Below are 21,222 nucleotides of genomic sequence, written 5' to 3' on the forward strand. Positions count from 1 at the left end.
CTGTAGCGCCGAGCCCATGCTCGGCTGTCCACAGCTGCCGAGCATGAGCTCGGCGCTACAACGCCAGCAGGCTCAGGCGATGGCCGCGACAGCCGGCGCTTCCAGGCACTCGCGCACCGGGGCGAAGCTGCGCCGGTGCTCCACGCAGGGGCCGTGCTCGCGCAGGGCGGCCAGGTGGGCCGGAGTGCCATAGCCCTTGTGCTGCTCGAACCCATACTGGGGGTGGCGGGCGTGCACGTCCTGCATGTAGCGATCGCGCGAGACCTTCGCCAGGATCGAGGCGGCCATGATCGCGCGGTCGATGCCATCGCCGCCGACCAGCGCCTGCGCCGGCAGTACCAGGCCCTTGGGCACCACGTTGCCGTCGATGCGGGCGAAGCCGGCCACGTGGGCGACCGCTGCAACGACGTCACGCATGCCCTGCAGGGTGGCCTGGTAGATGTTCAGGCGGTCGATGGTGTCCACGTCCACCAGCACCACATGCCAGGCCAGGGCGCGCTCGACGATGCGGTCATGCAGCTGCTCGCGGCGGGCAGCGGTCAACTGCTTGGAATCATCCAGGCCGTTGATCCGTGGCCGTGACGGATCGAATACCACCGCCGCCACCGCCACCGGCCCGGCCAGCGGGCCACGCCCGGCCTCATCGACACCGGCGACCAGGCGCTCCGGCTCGACCACTGCCGTACCGTCGAACAGGGCCAGGCTTGCTGCTGCGGCGTGGCGGCGGCTCATGCCTGCGCCTGGTCGCGCATCAGCAGCTCGCCGACGGCATCGGCGGCACGCGCCGAGGCGTTGCGTCGCAGTCGCTCGTGCAGGCGCACATAAGTGTCCTGCAGGTCGATCACCCGCTGCGGGTGGTCGAACCACTGCTGGATGGCCGCGGCCAGCCTGTCCGGCGTGCAGTCGTGCTGCATCAGCTCCGGTGCTAGGTCCTGGCCGGCCAGGATGTTGGGCAGGGCGAAGCGGTCGACCTTGATCAGGCCAAGCGCCTTGACCAGTCGATAGGTCAGTTCGTTGACGCGGTAACCGACCACCATCGGCCGCTTAACCAGCATGGCTTCCAGGGTCGCGGTGCCGGAGGCCAGCACCACCACGTCGGCGGCGATCATCGCGTTGCGCGCCTGGCCGTCAAGCACGTGCGAGTAGGCCACCGGCAGCGCCGAGCGCGACAGCTGTTCTTCGATCAGCTGCCTGCAGGCCGGGTTGGCGGCAGGCACCACCACATGCAGGCCCGGAATGCGTTCGGAGACCTGCCAGGCGGCTTCGAAGAACGGTTCGCCCAGGCGCGAGATCTCGCCGAGGCGGCTGCCCGGCAACACCGCCAGCACCTTGGCCGAGGCCGGCAGGCCGAGCGCGGCGCGTGCTTCCTCGCGGTTGCCCTGCAGCGGAATGTCATCGGCCATCGGGTGGCCGACGAAGCGCGCGTCGATGCCGTGCCGGGCATAGATCGGCGGCTCCATCGGGAACAGGCACAGCACCAGGTCGGCGCTGCTGCCGATTTTCTCGGCGCGCTTTTCGCGCCAGGCCCAGACCGACGGGCTGACGTAATGCACGGTGCGCACGCCACGCTGCTTCAGCCAGCGCTCGATGCCCAGGTTGAAGTCGGGGGCGTCGATGCCGATGAACACGTCCGGCTGCCAGTCCAGCGCACGCTGGCGGAACGCCGAGCGCAGCTTGAGCAGGCGCGGCAGGTGGCGCAGCACTTCGGTCAGGCCCATCACCGCCAGCTCGCTGGCATCGTGCCAGGTCTGGCAGCCGGCGCTGCGCATGGCATCGCCGCCGATACCGGCGAACTCGGCATTCGGGAAGCGTGCCTTCAGTTCACGCACCAGGCCCGCACCGAGCAGGTCGCCGGAGGCTTCGCCGGCAACCAGCGCGATCCGCAACGGGCGCTCGCTGAGCACCCGCTGCGCGGGAACGCTGCCGGCCATCGAGGCCAGCGGGATCACCGCGGCGCCGGCCGGCGCCTGGCCGGTCGAGCTGCTCATCGCAGCAGGGGCCTCTCGGCGTGCTCGATGAAGTCCAGCATCGCCTTCACGTCGTCGCTGTCACGCGCCTGTTCGGTCAGCTGCACCTTGGCCTCTGCCAGCGGCAGGCCCGCGACGTACAGCGTGCGGTACGCACGCTTGATGGCCGAAATGCGGTCAGCGTCAAAGCCGCGCCGCTTCAGGCCTTCGCTGTTGATGCCACGCGGGCGTCCCAGCGAATCGGTGCCGACCATGGTGAACGGCGGTACGTCACCATTGGTCAGCGCGCCCATGCCGAGGAAGGCATGCGCGCCGATGCGGCAGAACTGGTGGGCACCGGCGAAGCCGCTGATGATCACGTAGTCGCCCACGGTCACGTGGCCAGCCAGAGTGGTGTTGTTGGAGAACACGCAGAAGTTGCCGACATGGCAGTCGTGTGCCACGTGCGTGTAGGCCAGCATCCAGTTGTCGTTGCCGATGGTGGTGATGCCGCCGCCGCCGCCGGTGCCACGGTTGAGCGTGACGAACTCGCGGAACACGTTGCGATCGCCGATCACCAGTTCGGTGCGCTCGCCGCCGAACTTCTTGTCCTGCGGCTCGCCACCGATCGCGGCATGGCCGACGAAGCGGTTGTCGCGGCCGATCCGGGTCGGGCCGTGGATGCTGCAATGGGGGCCCACCACCGTGCCGGCACCGATTTCAACGTCGGGGCCGATCAGGGTGAAGGCGCCCACCTGGACATCGTCAGCCAGGCGTGCGGCCGGGTCGATGACGGCGGTGGGGTGGATCCGCGGTGCGTTGTCAGTCATTGCTGCCTCCAGTGGATCAGCCCTTGGCGCCGGCACACATGACCTCGGCCGACGCGACGACTTCGCCGTTGACCTTGGCTTCGCCGTAGTACCAGCCCATGTTGCGGATCAGGCGCTTCATCTGCACGTCCAGCATCAGCACGTCACCGGGCACGACCTGCTTGTTGAAGCGAGCGTTTTCCACCTTGACCATGTAGAACAGCTTGGACTGCGCATCGCGGCCGAGCGTGAGCTGGGTCATGACACCGCCAGCCTGCGCCAGCGCTTCGATGATCAGCACCCCGGGCATGATCGGGCGGCCCGGGAAGTGGCCCTGGAAGAACGGCTCGTTGATGCTGACGTTCTTCTGCGCCAGGATCCGCTTGGCCTCGACGTCGAGTTCAAGCACCCGGTCCACCAGCAGGAACGGGTAGCGGTGCGGAAGCAGTTCCTGGATCTGGCAGACGTCGATCGGAAGCTGCAGCGAATCGTTCATTCTTTCTCCTTGCCAGCAGCCAGAACGCGGCGAGCCAATGCGTCCAGCTGCTTGAAGCGCGCGGCGTTCTTGCGCCACGTGCGGTTGTCGGTCAATGGGGTGCCGGACGAATACTCGCCCGGCTCATGGATGGAGTTGCGGACCACCGACTTGCCGGTGATCACGACCTTGTCGCAGATCTCGAGGTGGCCGACCACGCCAACGTGGCCGCCGAGGAGGCAGTAGCGGCCGATCTTGGCGCTGCCGGCGATGCCGGTGCAGCCGGCAATGGCCGAGTGCGCGCCGATCTGCACGTTGTGCGCGATCTGCACCAGGTTGTCCAGGCGCACGTCTTCGTCCAGCACGGTGTCTTCCAGCGCACCACGGTCGACGCAGGTGTTGGCGCCGATCTCGCAGTCATCGCCGATGCGGACGCCGCCGAGCTGCGGCACCTTGATCCACTTGCCGGCGTCCATCGCCAGGCCGAAGCCATCGGCGCCGAGTACGGCACCGGGATGCACGCGCACGCGCTTGCCCAGCGTGACCCGGGTGACCAGGGTCACGCGGGCGATCAGCTCACAGCCGGTATCCAGGCTGCAGTCCTCGCCGATCACGCTGCCGGTGCCGATGATGCAGTTCTCACCGACGACGCTGCGCGCACCGACCGAGACGAACGGGCCGATATGGGCGCTGGCGGCGACCTGGGCGCTGGGATCGATCACTGCGCTGGGATGGATGCCCGGCGGGCGGGTCGGCGCGATGTCGAACAGCGCGGCAATCTTGGCGAATGCGGTGTACGGGTCCTTGGCGACGAGCGCGGCGCCGGGGGCGGCGTCGACGTCATCGGCACGCAGGACCACCAGCGAAGCCCGGCTGTCGGCCAGCTGGACGCGATAGCGGGGGTTGGCAAGGAAGGTCAGCTGGCCAGGACCGGCATGGGCGAGGGTAGCCACGCCATGGATGGCGGTAGCGGGATCGCCATGGACCTGCAGGCCGAACTGCTCGGCGAGTTGCTGGGCGGTGTAGGTGGGAGTATTCACGGCGGGAGTTTAACGTGTGGCGCCATTTCGGTCATGCGGTGGGGCATATGCAGCCAACGGCAGGGCCCCTCACGGCCGGCAGAGCCAGTGTCATGGGCTGGGTCGGACGGGGCGGGGCTGCGGGGGGCGGCGCAAGTACGTCCATGTAGCCTTGGTCGCCGCATCCATGCGGCTCACACCCCCGCAGCCCCACCCCGTCCGACCTCCGACGGCCTGGCGCGAGTGCCAGCCACGGAAAAACAGAAAAGATCAAAAGCAGAGCGGGCGCTTCCGGCATCCAGGCCAAACGAAAACGCCGGGCAGAGCCCGGCGCTTCGCACCCCGTCTGGTGGAGAGCCCCCCTTTGTTAAGGGGGGCGCGCCCCTGGGAATCGCAGGAGCGATTCCCAACGTTGCTATGCAACGGCCCGAAGGGCGCATGCCATGGATGGCATGCGTAGCGGCGCGGGGGATAGGTGGAATGCGGGGGCAGTTCTGGCGAACCGCCTCGCGGTTCGTCAGAACTGCCCACCGAACGTGAATTGCAGGCGTTCGATCTTGTCATCGTCTTCCTTCTTCAGCGGGAAGGCGTAGCTGATCGAGATCGGGCCGACCGGGGCGCGCCACAGCAGGGCCACACCGGTGGATACGCGCAGCTCGTTGGCCTTGAAGTTGTCCACGCCGGTATACACGTTGCCGAAGTCGACGAAGGCCGACACGCGCGCCGACGGGCTGTCGAACAGGCGCGGGAAGTAGGCTTCCACCGAACCGACGGTCTTCAGCGAGCCACCCAGCGGCTGGCCTTCTGGGTAGCCGCGGGTAACTTCGCGCGGGCCGAGGGTGTTGTCCTCGAAGCCGCGTACCGAGTTGGTACCACCGGCGTAGAAGTTCTCGAAGAACGGCAGGCCGCTGGCGGTGACGGTGCGGGTGGTGCCATCCGGATTGGTCAGCGTACGGGTGTAGTCCTTGCCGTAGGCATCACCGTAGCCGATTTCGGCGCGGGTGTTGATCACCAGCGACGGCATGATCGGCCAGTACTTGCTGATCTGGTAGTTCAGCTTGTAGTACTCGATGGTCGAACCCGGCAGTGTGGTTTCCAGGCCCACGCGCTGGTAGGTACCGCGGGTCGGCATGAAGTAGTCGTTTCGCGAGTCGCGCGCCCAGCCCAGCTCGGTGCGCCAGGCATGGAAGGTGCGCTTACCGACGGCGTTGATGTAGTCGATGATCGACTGCGGGGTCGAGCCTTCGTAGGTGGTGATCTGGTTGCTGTCGATGCCGAACATCAGCGAGACGGTGTCGGTCTCGGTCAGCGGCACGCCGAACACCACCTGCGCGGCACCGTTGGTGCTGTTGTACTGCGCGGTGTTGAAGTCGGAGTAATCCAGTTCGCGCCAGGACAGGTTGTAGCCCAGCGACACGCCGTCATCGGTGAAGTACGGGTTGGTGTAGCTGAAACCGTAGCGCTGCAGGTAGCTGCTGCGCGAGGCTTCGACCGACACGCGGTTGCCGCCACCGAGGAAGTTGTTCTGCGACAGCTGCACCGAGGTGGTCATGCCGTAGGACTGCGAGTAACCCAGGCCGAACACGAAGCTGCCCGAGGTGGTTTCCTTGACGTTGTAGACGACGTCGACCTGGTCGTTGCTGCCGCTGACGGCCGGGGTCTCCACTTCCACCGATTCGAAGTAGCCCAGGCGCTGCAGGCGGATCTTGGAGCGGTCGATCGCGGCCTGCGAGTACCAGCTGTTCTCGAACTGGCGCATTTCGCGACGCATCACTTCATCGGACGTGCGGGTGTTGCCGCGGAACAGGATGCGGCGCACCGACACGCGCGGGCCGGGCACGACCTGCATGTTGATGGCCACGGTCTGCTCGGCGCGGTTGGTGGTCGGGATCGGGTTCACCTTGGCGAACGCGTAGCCGATGTTGGACAGCGAATTGGTGATGGTGTCCGAGCTGAATTCCAGCAGGGCACGCGAGAACGTGTCGCCGGACTTCTGGATCACCATGCGCTCGACGTCCTCCTGCGGGAGGATGGTGTCGCCGCTGACCTTGATCTCGGAGATCTTGTACTGCGCACCCTCGGTCACGCCCGCGGTCAGGAACATGTCGCGCTTGTCGGGGCTGATCGAGACCTGGGTGGAATCGATGCTGAAATCGACGTAGCCGCGATCCAGGTACCAGGAGTTGAGCTTTTCCAGGTCACCGGACAGCTTTTCCTTGGAGTACTGGTCGTCACGGCGGTACCACGACGCCCAGTTGTGCTCCTTGGACTCCCAGGTCTCCAGGATGTCCTTGCTCTCGAACTTCTCGGTGCCCACCAGGTTGACGTGGCGGATCTTGGCGGCCTTGCCTTCCTTGATGGCGATGGCGATGTCCACGCGGTTGCGGTCCAGCGGGCTCACCGTCGGGGTGATGTCGACGTTGTACTTGCCACGGTCGTTGTACTGGCGGCGCAGTTCCTGGGTCACGCGGTCCAGGCTCAGGCGATCGAAGGTGCCGCCCTCGGTCAGGCCGATGTCGGACAGGCCCTTGAGCAGCTGGTCGGACTTGATGTCCTTGTTGCCGGTCACGGTCAGCTTGTTGATCGCCGGGCGTTCCTTGACGGTCACCACCAGGATCGTGCCCTGGCGGTCCAGCTGCACGTCTTCGAAGAAGCCGGTCTTGTACAGGGCGCGGATCGTCTCGCCGACCTTGTTGTCGGTGATCGTCTCGCCGCGTTCCACCGGCAGGTAGGTGAACACCGTGCCCGAGCTGATGCGCTGCAGGCCATCGACGCGGATGTCGCTGACAGTGAAGGGCTCGGCTGCCTGGGCCAGGGCGGGAGCGCCGGTGACGGCGGCGAGGGCGAGGGCCAGCAGGCGGCGATTGGGGAGTCGCGTCATGTCACGTCCGGTAGGAAGGTCGATTTCATTGGTGCGGGATGCCGACGCTGTAGACGGCAACAACGTGGAAAAGTTCATCGCGGGACCAGGCCGAGGATGTCGTTGTAGAACGCCAACCCCATCAGCCCGGCCAGCAACGCCAGGCCGATGTATTGGCCGGCGGCGATGGCACGCTCGCTCAGCGGGCTGCCCTTGACCAACTCGATAAGGTAATACAGCAGGTGGCCGCCGTCCAAGATCGGGATCGGCAGCAGGTTGATGATGCACAGGCTGAGCGACAGCAGGGCAAGGAACTGCAGGAACCAGTCGAGGCCGCGCTTGGCCGAGACATTGGCCACGCGGGCGATGGTGACCGGCCCGGAAACGTTCTGCAGCGAGGCCTTGCCGGTCACGATGCGACCCATCATGCCCAGCGAGTCGGCGGCCAGGCGGCCGGTCTCGCGCACCGCCACGGTCACCGCATCCAGCGGGCCATAGCGCAGCAGGGTGTCGTAGGCGGGGCTGTAGCTGGTGGGGAAGCCGACGCCGATCTGCCAGACCGGATTGCCCTTGCCGTCCTTGCCCTGGCGCGGGGTGACTTCCAGCGCCAGGCGCTCGCCGCCACGCAGGACCTCGATCATTCCGGGCCCGCCGGCACGGCCCAGGGCCTGGATCTCGCCGATCACCTGGTCGACGCTGGCGATGCGCTGGCCATCGATGGCCACGATCAGGTCGCCTGGCTGCAGTTGCCCTGCCACCACGGAGTCCGCAGTCAGCGACTCCACTTGGGCCGGCTGCAGCCACGACTGCCAGTGCAGGCCAGCCAGGATCGGCACCCGCCGCTCATCGAAACCCGCCGGCAGCTGCGACAGCGGCAGGGTGCGCGTGCGTACCTGGTCGGCCGTATCCAGCACTTCCAGCTTCACGTCGCGGCGGTCCATCGCGGCTGCGGTCAGCGCCATGCTGGCCTCGCCGAGGGTGACCACCTGGCGGTCGTCCACGCGCAGCACGCGGTCGCCGCTGGCCAGGCCGGCACTGGCGGCGATGCCGCTGACACGGCCGATGGTGGGCGAGTAATCCTGCTTGCCAATCACGAACATCGCCCACAGCAGCAGGATGCACAGCAGCAGATTGGCGATCGGGCCGGCGGCAACGATCGCGATGCGCTGCCAGACGGTTTTGTGGTTGAAGGCCTGGCCGCGCTCGTGCGGGTGGACTTCGACCTCGCGTTCGTCGAGGAACTTCACGTAACCGCCCAGCGGGATGGCGGCGATGGCGAACTCGGTGCCGTGCCTGTCGCGGCGCGACCACAGCGGCCGGCCGAAGCCGACCGAGAAACGCAGGATCTTGACCCCGCACAGGCGCCCGACCCAGTAATGCCCGAACTCGTGGAAGGTGACCAGCAGCCCGAGGCTGACGATCATCCACCAGACCGATCCGATGAAGTCAGTCATGCAGGCTCACAGTGGTGGGCAGGGGCGGCGGCGTCATGCTGGGCGAGGCGGTCGTTCAGGCGGCGTCGATGGCGTTCAGGGTGAGCTGGCGTGCCCGCTGGTCGGCGGACAACAGGATCTCCAGTGTATCGGCTGGCTGGGTCGGCAGTGTTGAAAGAGCGTTAGCAACCAGCTCCGGGATCGTCAGGAAACCGATCCGGCCCTGAAGAAACGCTGAAACCGCCTCTTCATTGGCGGCGTTCAGCACCGCCGGTGCGGTGCCGCCGGCCTGCATGGCCTGCCAGGCCAGCGCCAGGCAGGGGAAGGCGTCAGTATCCGGGGCCTCGAAATCCAGGCGGCCCTGGACCAGCAGGTCCAGCCCGGCCACGCCCGATTCGATGCGCTGCGGCCAGCCCAGGCCGACGGCGAGAGTGGTGCGCATGTCCGGCAGGCCCATCTGGGCCAGGGTCGAGCCATCGACGAACTCGACCAGCGAATGGACCAGGCTCTGCGGGTGCACCAGCACCTCGATGCGCTCGCCGGGCACGCCGAACAGGTGGTGGGCCTCGATGACTTCCAGGCCCTTGTTCATCAATGTCGCCGAATCGACCGAGATCTTCGGCCCCATCGACCACTTGGGGTGGGCAACGGCCTGGGCCGGCGTGACCTGGGCCAGTTCGGCGCGGCTGCGGCCACGGAACGGGCCGCCGGAGGCGGTCAGCAGGATCCGGCGCACGCCGGCGCCGTCGACACTGGCATCGCGCGAGCGCAGGCACTGGAAGATCGCGCTGTGCTCGCTGTCGATCGGGATGATTTCGGCACCGGCACGTTCGGCCGTCCGGGTCAGCAGTTCGCCGGCCAGCACCAGCGATTCCTTGTTGGCCAGCAGGATGCGCTTGCCGGCGGCCGCGGCAGCCAGGGTCGAGGACAGGCCGGCCGCGCCGACGATGGCCGCGACCACGGTATCGCAGGCATCGCTGGCGGCCAGCTGGTCCAGCGCGGCCTGGCCGGCATGGGCCTCGGTGGCAAGGCCGGCCTCGCGCAGGCCGTCACGCAGTTCGGCGAACAGCGATGCGTCGGCGATCACCGCGTGCGCGGGTCTGTGCTGGCGGCACAGCGCCAGCAGCGCCTGCACCTGGCGGCCGGCAGCGAGCACCGTGGCCTGGTAGCGGTGCGGGTGGCGGGCGATCACGTCCAGCGTGGAGGCGCCGATCGAGCCGGTAGCGCCGAACACGGCGACCCGGCGCAGGTCTGCAGCAGCATTCATGGTCAGAACCCGAAGATTTCCTTGCCCAGCGCGAACACCGGCACGGCGGCGAGGACGCCGTCGACCCGGTCGAGCACGCCACCGTGGCCCGGGATCAGGTGGCCTGAGTCCTTGGCGCCGGCATGGCGCTTGATCAGGCTCTCGAACAGGTCGCCCAGGACCGAGGCGAACACCGCCACCACCGCGGTGATCAACAGGCCGGGCAGGTGTGCGGCATCGATGCCAGTCAGCCAGCCCAGGCCGAGGGCCACGGCGACACCGGCCAGCAGGCCGCCGAACAGGCCTTCCCAGGTCTTGTTGGGGCTGATCCGCGGCGCCAGCTTGTGCTTGCCGAAATGGCGGCCAGCGAAATAGGCGCCCGAGTCGGCCGCCCACACCAGCGCCAGAGCAGCCAGCAGCCACAGGTGGCCCTGCTGGCCCGGCGGATCGCCGCCGGCATGGATCAGCACCAGCGCGGCCCAGGCCGGGACGATGGCCAGGGTACCGGCCAGCATCTTCAGGATCCGCGAGGGTGCCGACGGCTGTGCACCGAAGTTGAAGAAGCGCAACCAGAGCAGCGCGGCCAGCCACCAGGCAACGCCGGCCAGCGTGGTTATCTGGAACAGGACCAGGGTGCTGCCATCGGCCCAGACCAGCAGCACCATCAGCAGCAGGTTCAGCACCAGCAGCACGGTGCGCGCCAGGGTGTCTTCGATACCGGCCAGCTTCAGCCATTCCCACAGGCCGATCAGCAGCACGGCGGCGGCGGCGGCGGCCAGCCATTGCGTGGGCAGCAGCAGGATCGCCGCAATGGCTAGCGGCGCCATGATCAGCGCGGCAAGGACTCGGGTCTTGGTCATGGGCTGGAAGTCTCGGTGGCCAGTGCGGCAATCTGGGCGCTGGTCAGGCCGAAACGACGCTCGCGACCGGCATAGGCGTCGAGCGCCTGCTGCAGCTGCCCGGCGTCGAAGTCCGGCCACAGGGCCTCGGTGAACCACAGTTCGGTATAGGCGAGCTGCCACAGCAGGAAGTTGCTGATGCGGGTGTCGCCGCCGGTGCGGATGAACAGGTCCGGCGGCGGCAGGTCGGCCAGGGCCACCTGGCTGCCCAGCAGCGCTTCGTCGATCTGCTCGGGCAGCAGGCGACCGGCCGCCACTTCGACGGCCAGGGCGCGCGCGGCGCGGGCGATGTCCTGGCGGCCACCGTAGCTGGCAGCGATCGACAGGGTCAGGGTGGTGTTGTCGGCGGTGCGCTGCTCGGCCAGCTGCATGCGGCTGACCAGCCCGGCGCCGAAGCGCTCGCGTTCGCCGATGAAGCGCACGCGCACGCCACGCCGGTGCAGCTCGTCCACTTCGCGGTCGAGTGCACCGAGGAACAGCTTCATCAGCGCGTCCACTTCCTCCTGCGGCCGGCCCCAGTTCTCGCTGGAGAAGGCGAACAGGGTCAGCGCCGGAATGCCCAGTTCAAGGCAGCGCTCGATGGTGCGGTTGACCGCGCGCGCGCCGGCACGGTGGCCGATCACCCGGGGGCGACGGCGCTGCTGTGCCCAACGCCCATTGCCATCCATGATGATGGCAATGTGGCGGGGCAGGGAGGCAGGCAACGGAGGCGGGACTGAAGGCATCGACTTCAGACCGACAGCAGTTCTTTTTCCTTGTCGGCAACGACCTTGTCGACGTCCTTGATGTTGGCGTCGGTCAGCTTCTGGATGTCGTCTTCGCCGCGCTTCTTCTCGTCTTCGCTGATCGCTTTGTCCTTGACCAGCTTGGCGATTTCCTTGTTCGCGTCCTGACGGATGTTGCGGATCGCGATCTTGGCGCCTTCCCCTTCCTTCTGCACCTGCTTGACCAGCTCCTTGCGGCGCTCTTCGGTCGGCGGCGGCATGTTGATGCGGATCGCGGTGCCCAGCGTGTTCGGAGTGAACTCGGCGTTGTAGAGACCCTTTTCGATCTCCTTGATCATGCCTTTGTCGAACGGGGTGACCAGCAGCGAGTGGGCGTCGGCGTTGGAGATCGACGCGACCTGGTTCAGCGGGGTGCTGGCGTTGCCATAGGCGCTGACCGTCACGCGGTCCAGCAGGGCCGGGGTGGCACGGCCGGTCCGGATGGAGGTGAGGGTGTGCTTCAGAGCGTCAATGCTCTTGGCCATGCGCGTCTGCGCGTTGTTCTTGATGTCGTTGAGCATCGCCCGGTCCTGGATGTATCTGGAATCGGGCGATTATAGGCGAATACGGGACGCTGCCGGGCCTGAATCGGCCCGGTCGTCGCTTTGCGCTCAGGCTCAGGCCGGGTCGCGGCCCTGGACCAGGGTGCCGATGTTCGCGCCGTTGAGGATCTTCAGCAGTTCGCCCGGCTGGCCCATGTCGAACACGCGCATCGGCAGGTCGCTGTCGCGGGCCAGAGCGAAGGCCGCTGTGTCCATCACTTCCAGGCCGCGGCGGATCACTTCGTCGTAGCTCAGGCTGTCGAAGCGGACCGCATCGCTGTGCTTGTTCGGGTCCTTGTCGTACACGCCATCGACCTTGGTGGCCTTCAGCAGCAGGTCGGCGCCGATCTCGATCGCGCGCAGTGCGGCGCCGGAGTCGGTGGTGAAGAACGGGCTGCCGACGCCGGCAGCGAAGATCACCAGGCGGCCCTTTTCCAGGTGGCGGATGGCGCGGCGGCGGATGTAGTCCTCGCACACGTCGTTGATCTTGATCGCGCTCATCACCCGGGCCTTGGCACCCAGCTTCTCGAGGGCGTCCTGCATGGCCAGGGCGTTGATGACGGTGGCCAGCATGCCCATCTGGTCGCCGGTTACGCGGTCCATGCCGCCGGCGGCCAGGCCGGCGCCGCGGAAGATGTTGCCACCTCCGATCACCAGCGCCACTTCGGCACCGGCCTGCTGGGCTTCGATGACCTCACGGGCGAGGCGATTGATGATCTTGGGGTCGATGCCGTAGTCCTCGTCTCCCATCAGCGCCTCCCCGGAGAGTTTCAGAAGGATGCGGCGATAGGCGAGCTTGGACATGGGGACCTCGGGTGCGTGGAAATCGCGGGCGATTCTACGCGCATGCGGCGTTGTGCCAAAGTGTTTTGTGCACTGCGGCGCAGAATCTGGTGGTTCGCCCGGTCTGCCGGGGCGCCCCGTTCAGCCCAGTTCGGCGCTGGCCGTGGCCGACAGCTCGTCATGGCCCAGCGCCCCCGGCGAGCGGGCGATCACCCGGTTGCGGCCCAGGTTCTTGGAGCGGTACAGCACATCGTCGGCGGCGCGCAGCAGGTCCTGGACGTCGGCGAAGCGCTCGTAGCCGCCCTGGGTGGCCACGCCGGCGGAGAAGGTGACGAACAGCGGACCACCCTCCAGCTCGGCCATCGGCGTGGCGACGATGTTGGCCAGCACCCGGCGGATCACGTCCAGGGCCACGCTTTCGCTGGTGTTGGGCAGCAGCGCGACGAACTCCTCGCCGCCGAAGCGGGCCACGGTGTCGCTGTTGCGCAACTGGCCCTGCAGCTTGCCGGCGAAGGCGCGCAGCACCTCGTCGCCGGTCAGGTGGCCGTGGGCGTCGTTGATCTTCTTGAAGTCGTCCAGGTCGATGAAGGCCACCGACAGTGGCCAGCCCTGGCGGCCGGCACGCAGGAATTCCTGCTCCAGCACCGCTTCCAGCTGGCGGCGGTTGAGCACGCCTGTCAACGCATCACGATGGGCCTGGTCGGCCAGGCGCTTGGCGCGCGCCTCGAATTCGTCGGCACGGCGGCGTGCCTGGTCGGCATCCTGCAGTTCGCGCAGGTTGCGCAGCGTGGCCAGTTCCTGCGCATGATCGATCAGCTCGCGCACCCGCGTCGGAGAATTGAGGCCGGCATCGAACAGGCTGGCGATGTCGGGCAGGGCCTCGCTGATGCGGGCCAGCACCTGGTCGAAGCGCGCGCTGTCCAGCTCCAGGCGGTCGTGCACCTGCTGCAGGGCGCGCTCGCGCGCGGCATCGGCGTCGCTATCCAGCCAGATGTCGGCCACTGCGCCGGACAGTTGCACGCAGGCCTGGAATGGCGATTCGGCGGCGTCCTCGTCCTCGCTGTGGCTGATGCTCTCCACCAGGTAACGTGGCAGGCCCCATTGCTCGGCCACCCAGGCGCCGACGTCGGCGTGGCTGCAGCCCAGCGCCTCGCGCTCGCGGGAAACCAGGTCGATGTTGTCGCGTGCCTCGCGCAGCAGTGGCAGGTAGCGCTCCGACTCGGCCTGGGCCAGGCACAGCACGCCCAGGTCCTGCAGCAGTCCGGCCAGCATCAGCTCCTCCAGCCGGCGCAGGCCGCGCGCCTGGCCCAGCTGGCTGGCCGCCAGGGCACTGAGGATGCTGCGCTTCCACGCGCGCTGGCGCAGGTCATGATCGGTGCCACCGCCGGTCAGGCCCTGGGTGACGGTGAAGCCGAGGGCGAGGCTGATCGTGGCGTTCAGGCCCAGCATGGTCAGCGCCTGGCCGAGGTTCTCGATGCGGCGGCGGCTGGCATACAGCGGCGAATTGGCGATGCGCAGCATGCGAGCGCTCAGCGCCATGTCGATGGCGATGATGTCGGCGGCGGTGGCGATGTCCGCTTCCGGGTCCTGAGCCAGTTCGATGATGCGCAGGGCAATACCGGGTGGCGAAGGCAGGTTGCGGCAGAGCGCCAGGGCAGCTGTCAGCTCGGGAGGCATGTCGGGTCGTTCAATTCCATTGGGACAAGAATACCTAGGAACGCATCACAGTCCGCGATTTTCGTTCCTGCTAAGTGACTGAGGATTCCCTGCGACTGAGTATCGGCTTGATTCGAGCGCAACGCAAAGGTGCCGGTTGTGCGCACCAACGGTGCGCACCCACCGATGGGCCATGGGTTAATCCCTAGGCCCTTGCATAAAAAAAAGAGCCGCGGTTTCCCGCGGCTCCTTCTGGTCGCTTCACAGCCGAAGGGCTGGAATCAGACCTGCATCGCCTTGGCAACTTCGGCGGCGTAGTCTTCCACCACCTTTTCGATGCCTTCGCCGACGATCAGCAGCTTGAAGCCTGCCACGTCCGCGCCAGCGGCCTTGACCACCTGCTCGACGGTGGTGTCGCCCAGCACGTAGGTCTGGCCGTACAGGGTCACGTCGCTGACGATCTTGTTGATCTTGCCGCTGATGATCTTTTCCAGGATGTCGGCCGGCTTGGCCTTGTCCTTCTCGGTCATCTTGGCCAGCTCGATTTCCTTTTCCTTTTCGACGAACTCGGCCGGAACGTCCGCAGCCTTGTTGTGCGGCGGCTTCAGCGCGGCCACGTGCATCGCCAGGCCACGGGCCAGCTCGACGTCGCCGCCGATCAGGTCGACCAGCACGCCAACCTTGCCGTTGGTGTGGACGTAGGCACCGATGTTGCCGGTGGTGTCGACCTTGACCATGCGGCGGATCTGGATGTTCTCACCCAGGGTCTGCACGGCGGTGGCGCGGGCTTCTTCAACGGTGCGGCCGTCGGCCAGCGTGGCGGCCTTTACGGCTTCGACGTCGGTGGCGCCCGATGCCAGGGCAGCGGCAGCGACGGCGTTGACGAAGGACTTGAAATTGTCATCGTTGGCGACGAAGTCGGTTTCCGAGTTGACTTCGACCAGCACGGCCTTGCCGCCGTCCTGGGCCAGGCCCAGACGGCCTTCGGCGGCCACGCGGTCAGCCTTCTTGTCGGCCTTGGCAGCGCCGGACTTGCGCATGGCTTCAGCAGCGGCGTTGATGTCGCCGTTGGCTTCGGTAAGCGCCTTCTTGCATTCCATCATGCCGGCGCCGGTGCGCTCGCGCAGTTCCTTGACCAGGGAAGCAGTGATTTCCACGGGATTACCTCACGAAAGAAAGGGGTTGGGCCGGCATGGTGGCCGGCCCGTGTGACACGGTCCTGTCACGCGCCAGGGGCTGCGTGCAGGGAGGGTGGACGCCGGGCATCCACCCGGGGCCTGGATCAGGCCTGGGCGTCGTCGCCCTTCTTGGCAGCCTTCTTGGCCGGAGCGCGGCGGGCCGGCTTCTCTTCGCCTTCAGCAGCGGCTTCAGCGAACTCTTCCTCGCGCACCGAAGCGGCGTGCGGGGCAGCGGCCTTGCCTTCCAGCACGGCGTCGGCAGCGGCGCGGGCGTACAGCTGCACAGCGCGGATGGCGTCGTCGTTGCCCGGGATGGCGTAGTCCACCAGTTCCGGGTTGTAGTTGGTGTCGACCACGGCGATGACCGGAATGCCCAGCTTCTTGGCTTCCTTGATCGCGATGTCTTCGTGGCCGATGTCGATCACGAAGATGGCGTCCGGCAGACGGTTCATGTCCTTGATGCCGCCCAGCGAGGCTTCCAGCTTGTCGCGCTCGCGACGCAGGCCCAGCACTTCGTGCTTGACCAGCTTATCGAAGGTGCCGTCGGTTTCACCGGCTTCCAGTTCCTTCAGGCGGGCAACCGACTGCTTGACGGTACGGAAGTTGGTCAGGGTGCCGCCCAGCCAACGCTGGTTCATGAACGGCATGCCGCAACGCTCGGCTTCTTCCTTGATGGTTTCGCGGGCGCTGCGCTTGGTGCCCAGGAACAGGACGGTGCCGCGCTTCTGGGCAACCGACGAGATGAAGTTCATCGCATCGTTGAACAGCGGGACGGTCTTTTCCAGGTTGATGATGTGGATCTTGCCGCGGGCGCCGAAGATGTACGGAGCCATCTTCGGGTTCCAGTAGCGGGTCTGGTGGCCGAAGTGGACGCCGGCTTCCAGCATCTGACGCATGGTGACCTGGGGCATTGCAATACTCCTGATATGGAACCAGCGATTCCGCCCGCGGGATAGGTATGCGGGACGCGTGGAAGCGCGATCGGTTCCGGGGTTGGGCTTCCCTGTTGCCTCCGTGGCCGAACTCCTCGCGGAGCACCCCGGCACGGATGGGGGCAGCAGGTGTGGATTCACCGGTGACGTCCGGTGTGGACGGGCTCCAGCGCACGCAGGCGGCAGGAATCCGGTCGATTATAGCCCGCTGGGGGCGTCCGCTGCAATTGCAGGGTCAGATGCGGCCAGATCGACCTCGCGGCCGTCCTGCAGACGGGCCCGGAAGTGGCCGCCCACATAGCCATCGGGGCGGGCAGGCAGGGGCCAGCGGCGTTCATGGCCTGCGAGGATATAGCCGGCCAGCCCGGCCACCAGCAGCGACGATTGGCCGTCGGCCGCTATGAATCGCAGATCGTGCAGGCGGCCATGCAGCGTACTGGAATTGCTGAGTCGCAGCATGGCCTGAGGCCCAAGTGCCTCGACGCGGGCCTGCAGCCGGGCATGCAGCGCTGGCGCCGCTGGGCTGCGGAACAACGGCAGCGAGTAGCGGGGCAATCCCGGCAAGGCCGGCGCCAGTACGATCCGATAGGCCTGTTCACCCACCGATGCTGGCGGACCGCCTGGCAGCAGCCAGACGCGCTGGGTGCTGCCAGGGGCCAGGTCCAGCCGCGCAGGGCTGACCCGGATCCGGTCGCTGGGCTGCAGTCGTTCGGCGTCCAGTTGCTGCTCCCAGGCCAGCACCTGCACCTGCCCCTGCCAGCGGCCGGGCCCCGGATTGCGCAGCCACAGTTCCGCGCGGCCGCCTTCGGCGGGTAGCTGCAGGGTGGTCGGCAACAGCTCCAGCGCCGCCGAGGGCTGCGCCAGCAGCAGTCCAAGCAGGATCAGCAGCGCGCGCATCAGTAGATGAGGGTCACGGAAGGCATTGCGCTGTCGTCTGTCGCCGGTGGTGCGAGGTCGCGGACCTGGGGCGGCACCTTGGGGGCGTCACTGCGCTGGTGTGGCGCCGCGCAACGGGGAGCGCCGGCATCGTCGCTGCAGGATTCGACCACGGTCAGCCGGATCTGCAGCGTGCTGCTGCGCGGTTCGGCGCGGGCCGGCGTGCCGGCGACCAGCATCGCCCCGATCAGAAATGCGCGAACCACCTGCCACCCACCGTGCTGAAAGACTCGCTGCGCGGTATCGGCCGGATGCGCCGCAACTGTAGCGCCGAGCCCGCGCTCGGCACGGCCTTCGTCCGGTGGGTGCCGACCGTTGGTCGGCACGCAGGTCAGTAGGTGATCGTCACCGTCACCAGGTCGTTGTAGGTGCCGGCCGGGGGCTGGCCGGTGACCGGCGGTACCCGGCCGTAGATGATCAGCTGCTGTGCGCTTCCGGTGCCGGTGCTGCTGGCCGTGTCGACCGTCAGGGTGTTGCCCCAGCGCTGGCTTCGTGCCGGATCCCGGTACAGCTCGTAGGGCAGGTAGTAGGTGCTGTTGCCGATGGTGGTGGCCATGCGCCGGGTGGTGGTGGCGGCGGGATTGTTCTGGCCGTTGTTCAGGCCGACCTGGAAGGCGGTGTTCTTCAGGCAGGTCAGGGTCAGGGTGGCGGTCTGGTCGATGTTGGCCGGGATGCCGCCGGTGACGTTGCCGAAATTCATGTTGGTGGTGACGTAGCTGCCGCATTGCGGCAGCACGTTGGCGGTAGCGGTGAAACTGAAGGCCGCGCTCGCGCTGTTGGTACCGGTGGCGCCGCCGTTGCATGTGGCGGGGACGGTGGCGCTACCGGCCAGCACCTCGTTCCAGGCCCAGGTCAGCACCACGCTGGCACCGCTGAAAGTGCTGCTGTACGCGCCGGAGGCCAGGACCTGGTTGGCCGGAATCTGACCGAACAGCTGCACAGTCTGCGCACCACTACCGCCGGTCAGCAGCGGTACGTTGTAGCTCATGGTCAGCTCCTGCGCTGGCGGCGTGCCGCGCGGGACCAGGCCAGTGACCTGGCCGAAGCTTGCGTTGTTGTACAGCTGGAAATTCATCGTGTCGCTGGTAGAGGTGGCCATCGTGCGGAACGTGGAACTGCTGCCGCCGCCACTGCCTGCGCCGATGCCCACGCAGACGCGCACGCCGGTGGTGGCCAGCAGGCTCAGCGCGGCGGTGGTGCAGGTCACCGTGATGTTGAGGTTGGCCGTGCTCGGGCCGGGTGCATTGCTGTTGATGTTGCCGAAGGGCAGGGTCGGATCGGCGACCGCCGTGCAGACCGCGGTGGCGCCGGCCGGCGCCGCTGCCAGCAGGCCGGCCCACAGCAGCAGGAAGAGCAGCAGCACCCTCATGGCGCCACCTCCGGAATGCACTGCTGCGGTGCCGGCTTCGGGCGGGCACCGGACGCCACCACCTTGGGCAGGTCCGGTACCTTCAGCCGGCACGGGCCATGGCTGGTGGTGACGTACAGCACGCTTCCGGCGGCGACATCTTCCAGGTAGAGCAGGCCGTCGTAGCCGACCGTGGCCTGGCGACCGTCAGGCAGCTGCACCTCGCTGCCCACCTCCAGAGGCTGGCCGTCCATCGCCAGCAGGGTCAGGCTCAGTGACGACCGCGAACGCAGCTGGAAGGTCACGCGGGTGCCGGCGCGCTGGCGCGGCGTGACCCAGTCCTCGATGCGGTCGGCACGCATGTCTTCGGGCAGGTCCAGCGTGTCGATCGAGACCCGGTTGCGCTGCCAGGACAGCAACGGACTGACCAGCAGCAGGCCGCGATCATCGGTGACACCGATCAGGCGGTTCTCCAGCCGCACCGGGACGCCGCCGACGCCATTGGTGCTGATCACCGCGAACGCATCGGATACCTCGCGCGTGGCGAAGGCGTGCCCGCCCATCCATACCAGGCTGCCGCTGGCACTGGCGTAGGCATAGTTGAGCCCGCCCTGGCGCGAGGCGCCGAATGAATAGCGGCCGACATCGTTGAGGATGCCAACTTCGGCCAGGCCGCCGTTACCGTCCTCGCCGTGGCGCAGCTGTGCGCGCCAGCCGACGCCGCCGGCACTGCCATCGCCGGGCACCGGCTGGGTCACGTCCGCCACCCAGCTCCGGCTGTCGCCGTTGCGCTGGCTGGAGAGGCTGGCCTGGCGATTGTTGCCCAGGCTGGCAGTCATCGACAGGTAGATGCTGCGGTCATCGCTGCGGTCCAGGTTCTGGTTCACCGACAGGTAGGCCGACCAGCGTTGGCTCCAGGTGCGCGACCAGAACAGGCTGGCATAGCGGTTGTCGTCGCCGTCGGGGTAGCGCAGGCGCAGATAGCTGGCGCTGAGCGTGCCCAGCCGCAGCAGGTCCAGGCCGACCGTGGCCTGCTCGCTGATGCGTGGTGGCAGGTTGCCCTGCAGCGCGCCCAGGTCGCGGTAGTCGCCGTGGCTGCGCACGCTGCGCAGATTGACGTTGAAGCGACGGTTGTTCCAGCTGTAGCCCAGCGCCCATTGCCCACCCTGCAGGCCGTGGTAGTCACTGTGCGCATAGGCGGCATTGAACACGCCGGCGGCGCCGAGCAGCCACCAGCCGCCAATGCCGCCCTGGGCCAGGCCGCCGCCGCCTTCGGCATGCGCCTCGCCGGTGAACGCGTCGGTGACGCCGCCGCGCCAGCTGGCGCTGGCCACCGTGCGATCGTCATAGGCGAAGGAGCGCTCGCCGAAATCCCGGCGCAGGTGGCCGACGCCGACCGACCAGTCCGACAGGCCCTTGGCCAGCAGCTGCTGGGTGCCGTAGAAGCTGAAGTCCAGCGTCTGCATGCGTCCGAATGCGTCGGTCACCACCACCTGCGCGTTGCCGGTGCCGCTGATGCCGGGCTGTGCTGCGAGCTGGAAGGGACCGACCGGCACCTGCCCGCTGTACTGGCGCAGGCCATCGACATACAGCTCGACCGTGGAGGGCACCACGGCCTGGCCGAGGAAGCTCGGCGTGGGCGTCAGCACGCGGTAGGGCTGCAGGCCATAGTTGCGGCCGATCTGCAGGCCACCCAGGCGCACGGGGCGGGTCCAGTCGACGAACCCACTGTAGAAATCGCCGACCTCCAGGGTCGTTGCGCTATCGGGGAAATCCAGGCTCCAGCGTGTGTCCAGGCGCACGCTGGAGCCGCGCCAATGGCGATCGCCGGGTTGCTGGTAGCGGCGGCTGATGGCGGTGTTCTCGAAAGTGCCATTGCCGATACCGAACACGCGCAGCTCCGAGCTCAGGCTGAGGGTGCCGAGCGTGTCCACCCGGCTGCCGTAGACGTCGTAGTTGAGCAGCACGCCGGGCGAGGCGCTGCCGGTGGGGGCGCGCGTCTGCGGGCGGCTGAGCACGGTGGTGGGCAGTGTCAGCTGGTCCAGTGGCACGTCCAGCGCCAAGGTCTGCATGTGGGCGTCGTAGCGCACCACCGCACCGCTGATCTGATCCAGGTAGACCGGTGTATCGCCGCTGGCGTTGAAGCCGAGCTGGCGCAGCACTTCGGGGCTGGCCTGCAGCCGGCCACGGTTCTCGGTGAACGGCAGCAGGCCGCGCGGCGTGCTGTTGAGCGACACATCCAGGTACAGCGTCTGGCTGGCGGTCAGTGGGGTGGGGGCGGGCAGGATCGCATCGGCCGACACGCCGGATACATCAGCAGCCGTGGCCACGCCGGACACATCGGCGGCCTCGGTCGCCGCGGGAGCCAGGGCAGCCAACAGCGCGCCCATCAACGC

Annotated in this window: 19 protein-coding genes; all 19 read right to left on the minus strand. The window is 67.5% G+C overall.

Features of this window, described 5'->3' with window-relative positions:
* Positions 1–72 precede the first annotated feature (72 nt).
* Positions 73–732, minus strand: a complete 660-nt coding sequence (rnhB, locus tag ACM0O9_RS08775) for a ribonuclease HII (RefSeq protein ID WP_005415842.1) — start codon at positions 730–732, stop codon at positions 73–75.
* Positions 729–1,931, minus strand: coding sequence for a lipid-A-disaccharide synthase (gene lpxB / locus ACM0O9_RS08780; RefSeq protein WP_231109109.1), 1,203 nt, complete (start codon positions 1,929–1,931; stop codon positions 729–731). The genes rnhB and lpxB overlap by 4 nt, the downstream gene beginning before the upstream one ends.
* Before the next feature lie 53 nt (positions 1,932–1,984).
* Positions 1,985–2,776 (minus strand): acyl-ACP--UDP-N-acetylglucosamine O-acyltransferase, encoded by a 792-nt coding sequence (gene lpxA, locus ACM0O9_RS08785; RefSeq protein ID WP_005415844.1) that lies wholly within the window; start codon positions 2,774–2,776, stop codon positions 1,985–1,987.
* Between the two features lie 16 nt (positions 2,777–2,792).
* Positions 2,793–3,251 carry a 3-hydroxyacyl-ACP dehydratase FabZ gene (fabZ, locus tag ACM0O9_RS08790; protein ID WP_005415845.1) on the minus strand — a complete coding sequence of 153 codons (459 nt, stop codon included), beginning with the start codon at positions 3,249–3,251 and terminating at the stop codon, positions 2,793–2,795.
* A complete protein-coding gene (gene lpxD, locus ACM0O9_RS08795) occupies positions 3,248–4,270 on the minus strand; it encodes a UDP-3-O-(3-hydroxymyristoyl)glucosamine N-acyltransferase (protein WP_095378988.1) in 1,023 nt (340 codons plus the stop codon). Before lpxD ends, fabZ begins: the two co-directional genes overlap by 4 nt.
* Before the next feature lie 496 nt (positions 4,271–4,766).
* Entirely contained in the window at positions 4,767–7,130 is a 2,364-nt protein-coding gene (bamA, locus tag ACM0O9_RS08800) for an outer membrane protein assembly factor BamA (protein ID WP_065177435.1), read from the minus strand.
* Between the two features lie 74 nt (positions 7,131–7,204).
* A complete protein-coding gene (gene rseP, locus ACM0O9_RS08805) occupies positions 7,205–8,563 on the minus strand; it encodes an RIP metalloprotease RseP (RefSeq protein ID WP_414603903.1) in 1,359 nt (452 codons plus the stop codon).
* Positions 8,564–8,618: 55 nt separating this feature from the next.
* Entirely contained in the window at positions 8,619–9,809 is a 1,191-nt protein-coding gene (locus tag ACM0O9_RS08810) for a 1-deoxy-D-xylulose-5-phosphate reductoisomerase (RefSeq protein WP_164229798.1), read from the minus strand.
* 2 nt (positions 9,810–9,811) lie between these two features.
* A complete protein-coding gene (locus tag ACM0O9_RS08815) occupies positions 9,812–10,648 on the minus strand; it encodes a phosphatidate cytidylyltransferase (protein ID WP_139726932.1) in 837 nt (278 codons plus the stop codon).
* On the minus strand, positions 10,645–11,412 hold the full coding sequence (gene uppS, locus ACM0O9_RS08820) for a polyprenyl diphosphate synthase (protein WP_032954050.1): 768 nt from the start codon (positions 11,410–11,412) through the stop codon (positions 10,645–10,647). The genes ACM0O9_RS08815 and uppS overlap by 4 nt, the downstream gene beginning before the upstream one ends.
* 5 nt (positions 11,413–11,417) lie before the next feature.
* Positions 11,418–11,972, minus strand: coding sequence for a ribosome recycling factor (frr, locus tag ACM0O9_RS08825; RefSeq protein WP_005415853.1), 555 nt, complete (start codon positions 11,970–11,972; stop codon positions 11,418–11,420).
* A gap of 96 nt (positions 11,973–12,068) precedes the next feature.
* Positions 12,069–12,797: a UMP kinase gene (pyrH, locus tag ACM0O9_RS08830; RefSeq protein ID WP_005415854.1), complete on the minus strand. Its 729-nt coding sequence runs from the start codon at positions 12,795–12,797 to the stop codon at positions 12,069–12,071.
* Positions 12,798–12,917: 120 nt separating this feature from the next.
* The gene (locus tag ACM0O9_RS08835; protein WP_414603902.1) at positions 12,918–14,453 is read right to left on the minus strand and encodes an HDOD domain-containing protein; all 1,536 of its coding nucleotides are present in this window, start codon (positions 14,451–14,453) and stop codon (positions 12,918–12,920) included.
* 260 nt (positions 14,454–14,713) lie between these two features.
* Positions 14,714–15,589: a translation elongation factor Ts gene (tsf, locus tag ACM0O9_RS08840; RefSeq protein WP_005415856.1), complete on the minus strand. Its 876-nt coding sequence runs from the start codon at positions 15,587–15,589 to the stop codon at positions 14,714–14,716.
* Between the two features lie 125 nt (positions 15,590–15,714).
* Positions 15,715–16,521, minus strand: a complete 807-nt coding sequence (gene rpsB / locus ACM0O9_RS08845; RefSeq protein WP_111177147.1) for a 30S ribosomal protein S2 — start codon at positions 16,519–16,521, stop codon at positions 15,715–15,717.
* A gap of 219 nt (positions 16,522–16,740) precedes the next feature.
* Positions 16,741–17,439 (minus strand): fimbrial biogenesis chaperone, encoded by a 699-nt coding sequence (locus ACM0O9_RS08850; RefSeq protein ID WP_138952848.1) that lies wholly within the window; start codon positions 17,437–17,439, stop codon positions 16,741–16,743.
* Positions 17,439–17,684, minus strand: a complete 246-nt coding sequence (locus ACM0O9_RS08855; protein ID WP_414603901.1) for a hypothetical protein — start codon at positions 17,682–17,684, stop codon at positions 17,439–17,441. Before ACM0O9_RS08855 ends, ACM0O9_RS08850 begins: the two co-directional genes overlap by 1 nt.
* A gap of 125 nt (positions 17,685–17,809) precedes the next feature.
* Positions 17,810–18,847, minus strand: coding sequence for a Csu type fimbrial protein (locus ACM0O9_RS08860; protein ID WP_414603900.1), 1,038 nt, complete (start codon positions 18,845–18,847; stop codon positions 17,810–17,812).
* Entirely contained in the window at positions 18,844–21,216 is a 2,373-nt protein-coding gene (locus ACM0O9_RS08865) for a fimbria/pilus outer membrane usher protein (RefSeq protein ID WP_414603899.1), read from the minus strand. Before ACM0O9_RS08865 ends, ACM0O9_RS08860 begins: the two co-directional genes overlap by 4 nt.
* Positions 21,217–21,222 lie beyond the last annotated feature (6 nt).

The sequence above is a fragment of the Stenotrophomonas sp. FR012 genome (assembly GCF_047520565.2).
In the GTDB taxonomy this organism is placed as follows: domain Bacteria; phylum Pseudomonadota; class Gammaproteobacteria; order Xanthomonadales; family Xanthomonadaceae; genus Stenotrophomonas; species Stenotrophomonas sepilia.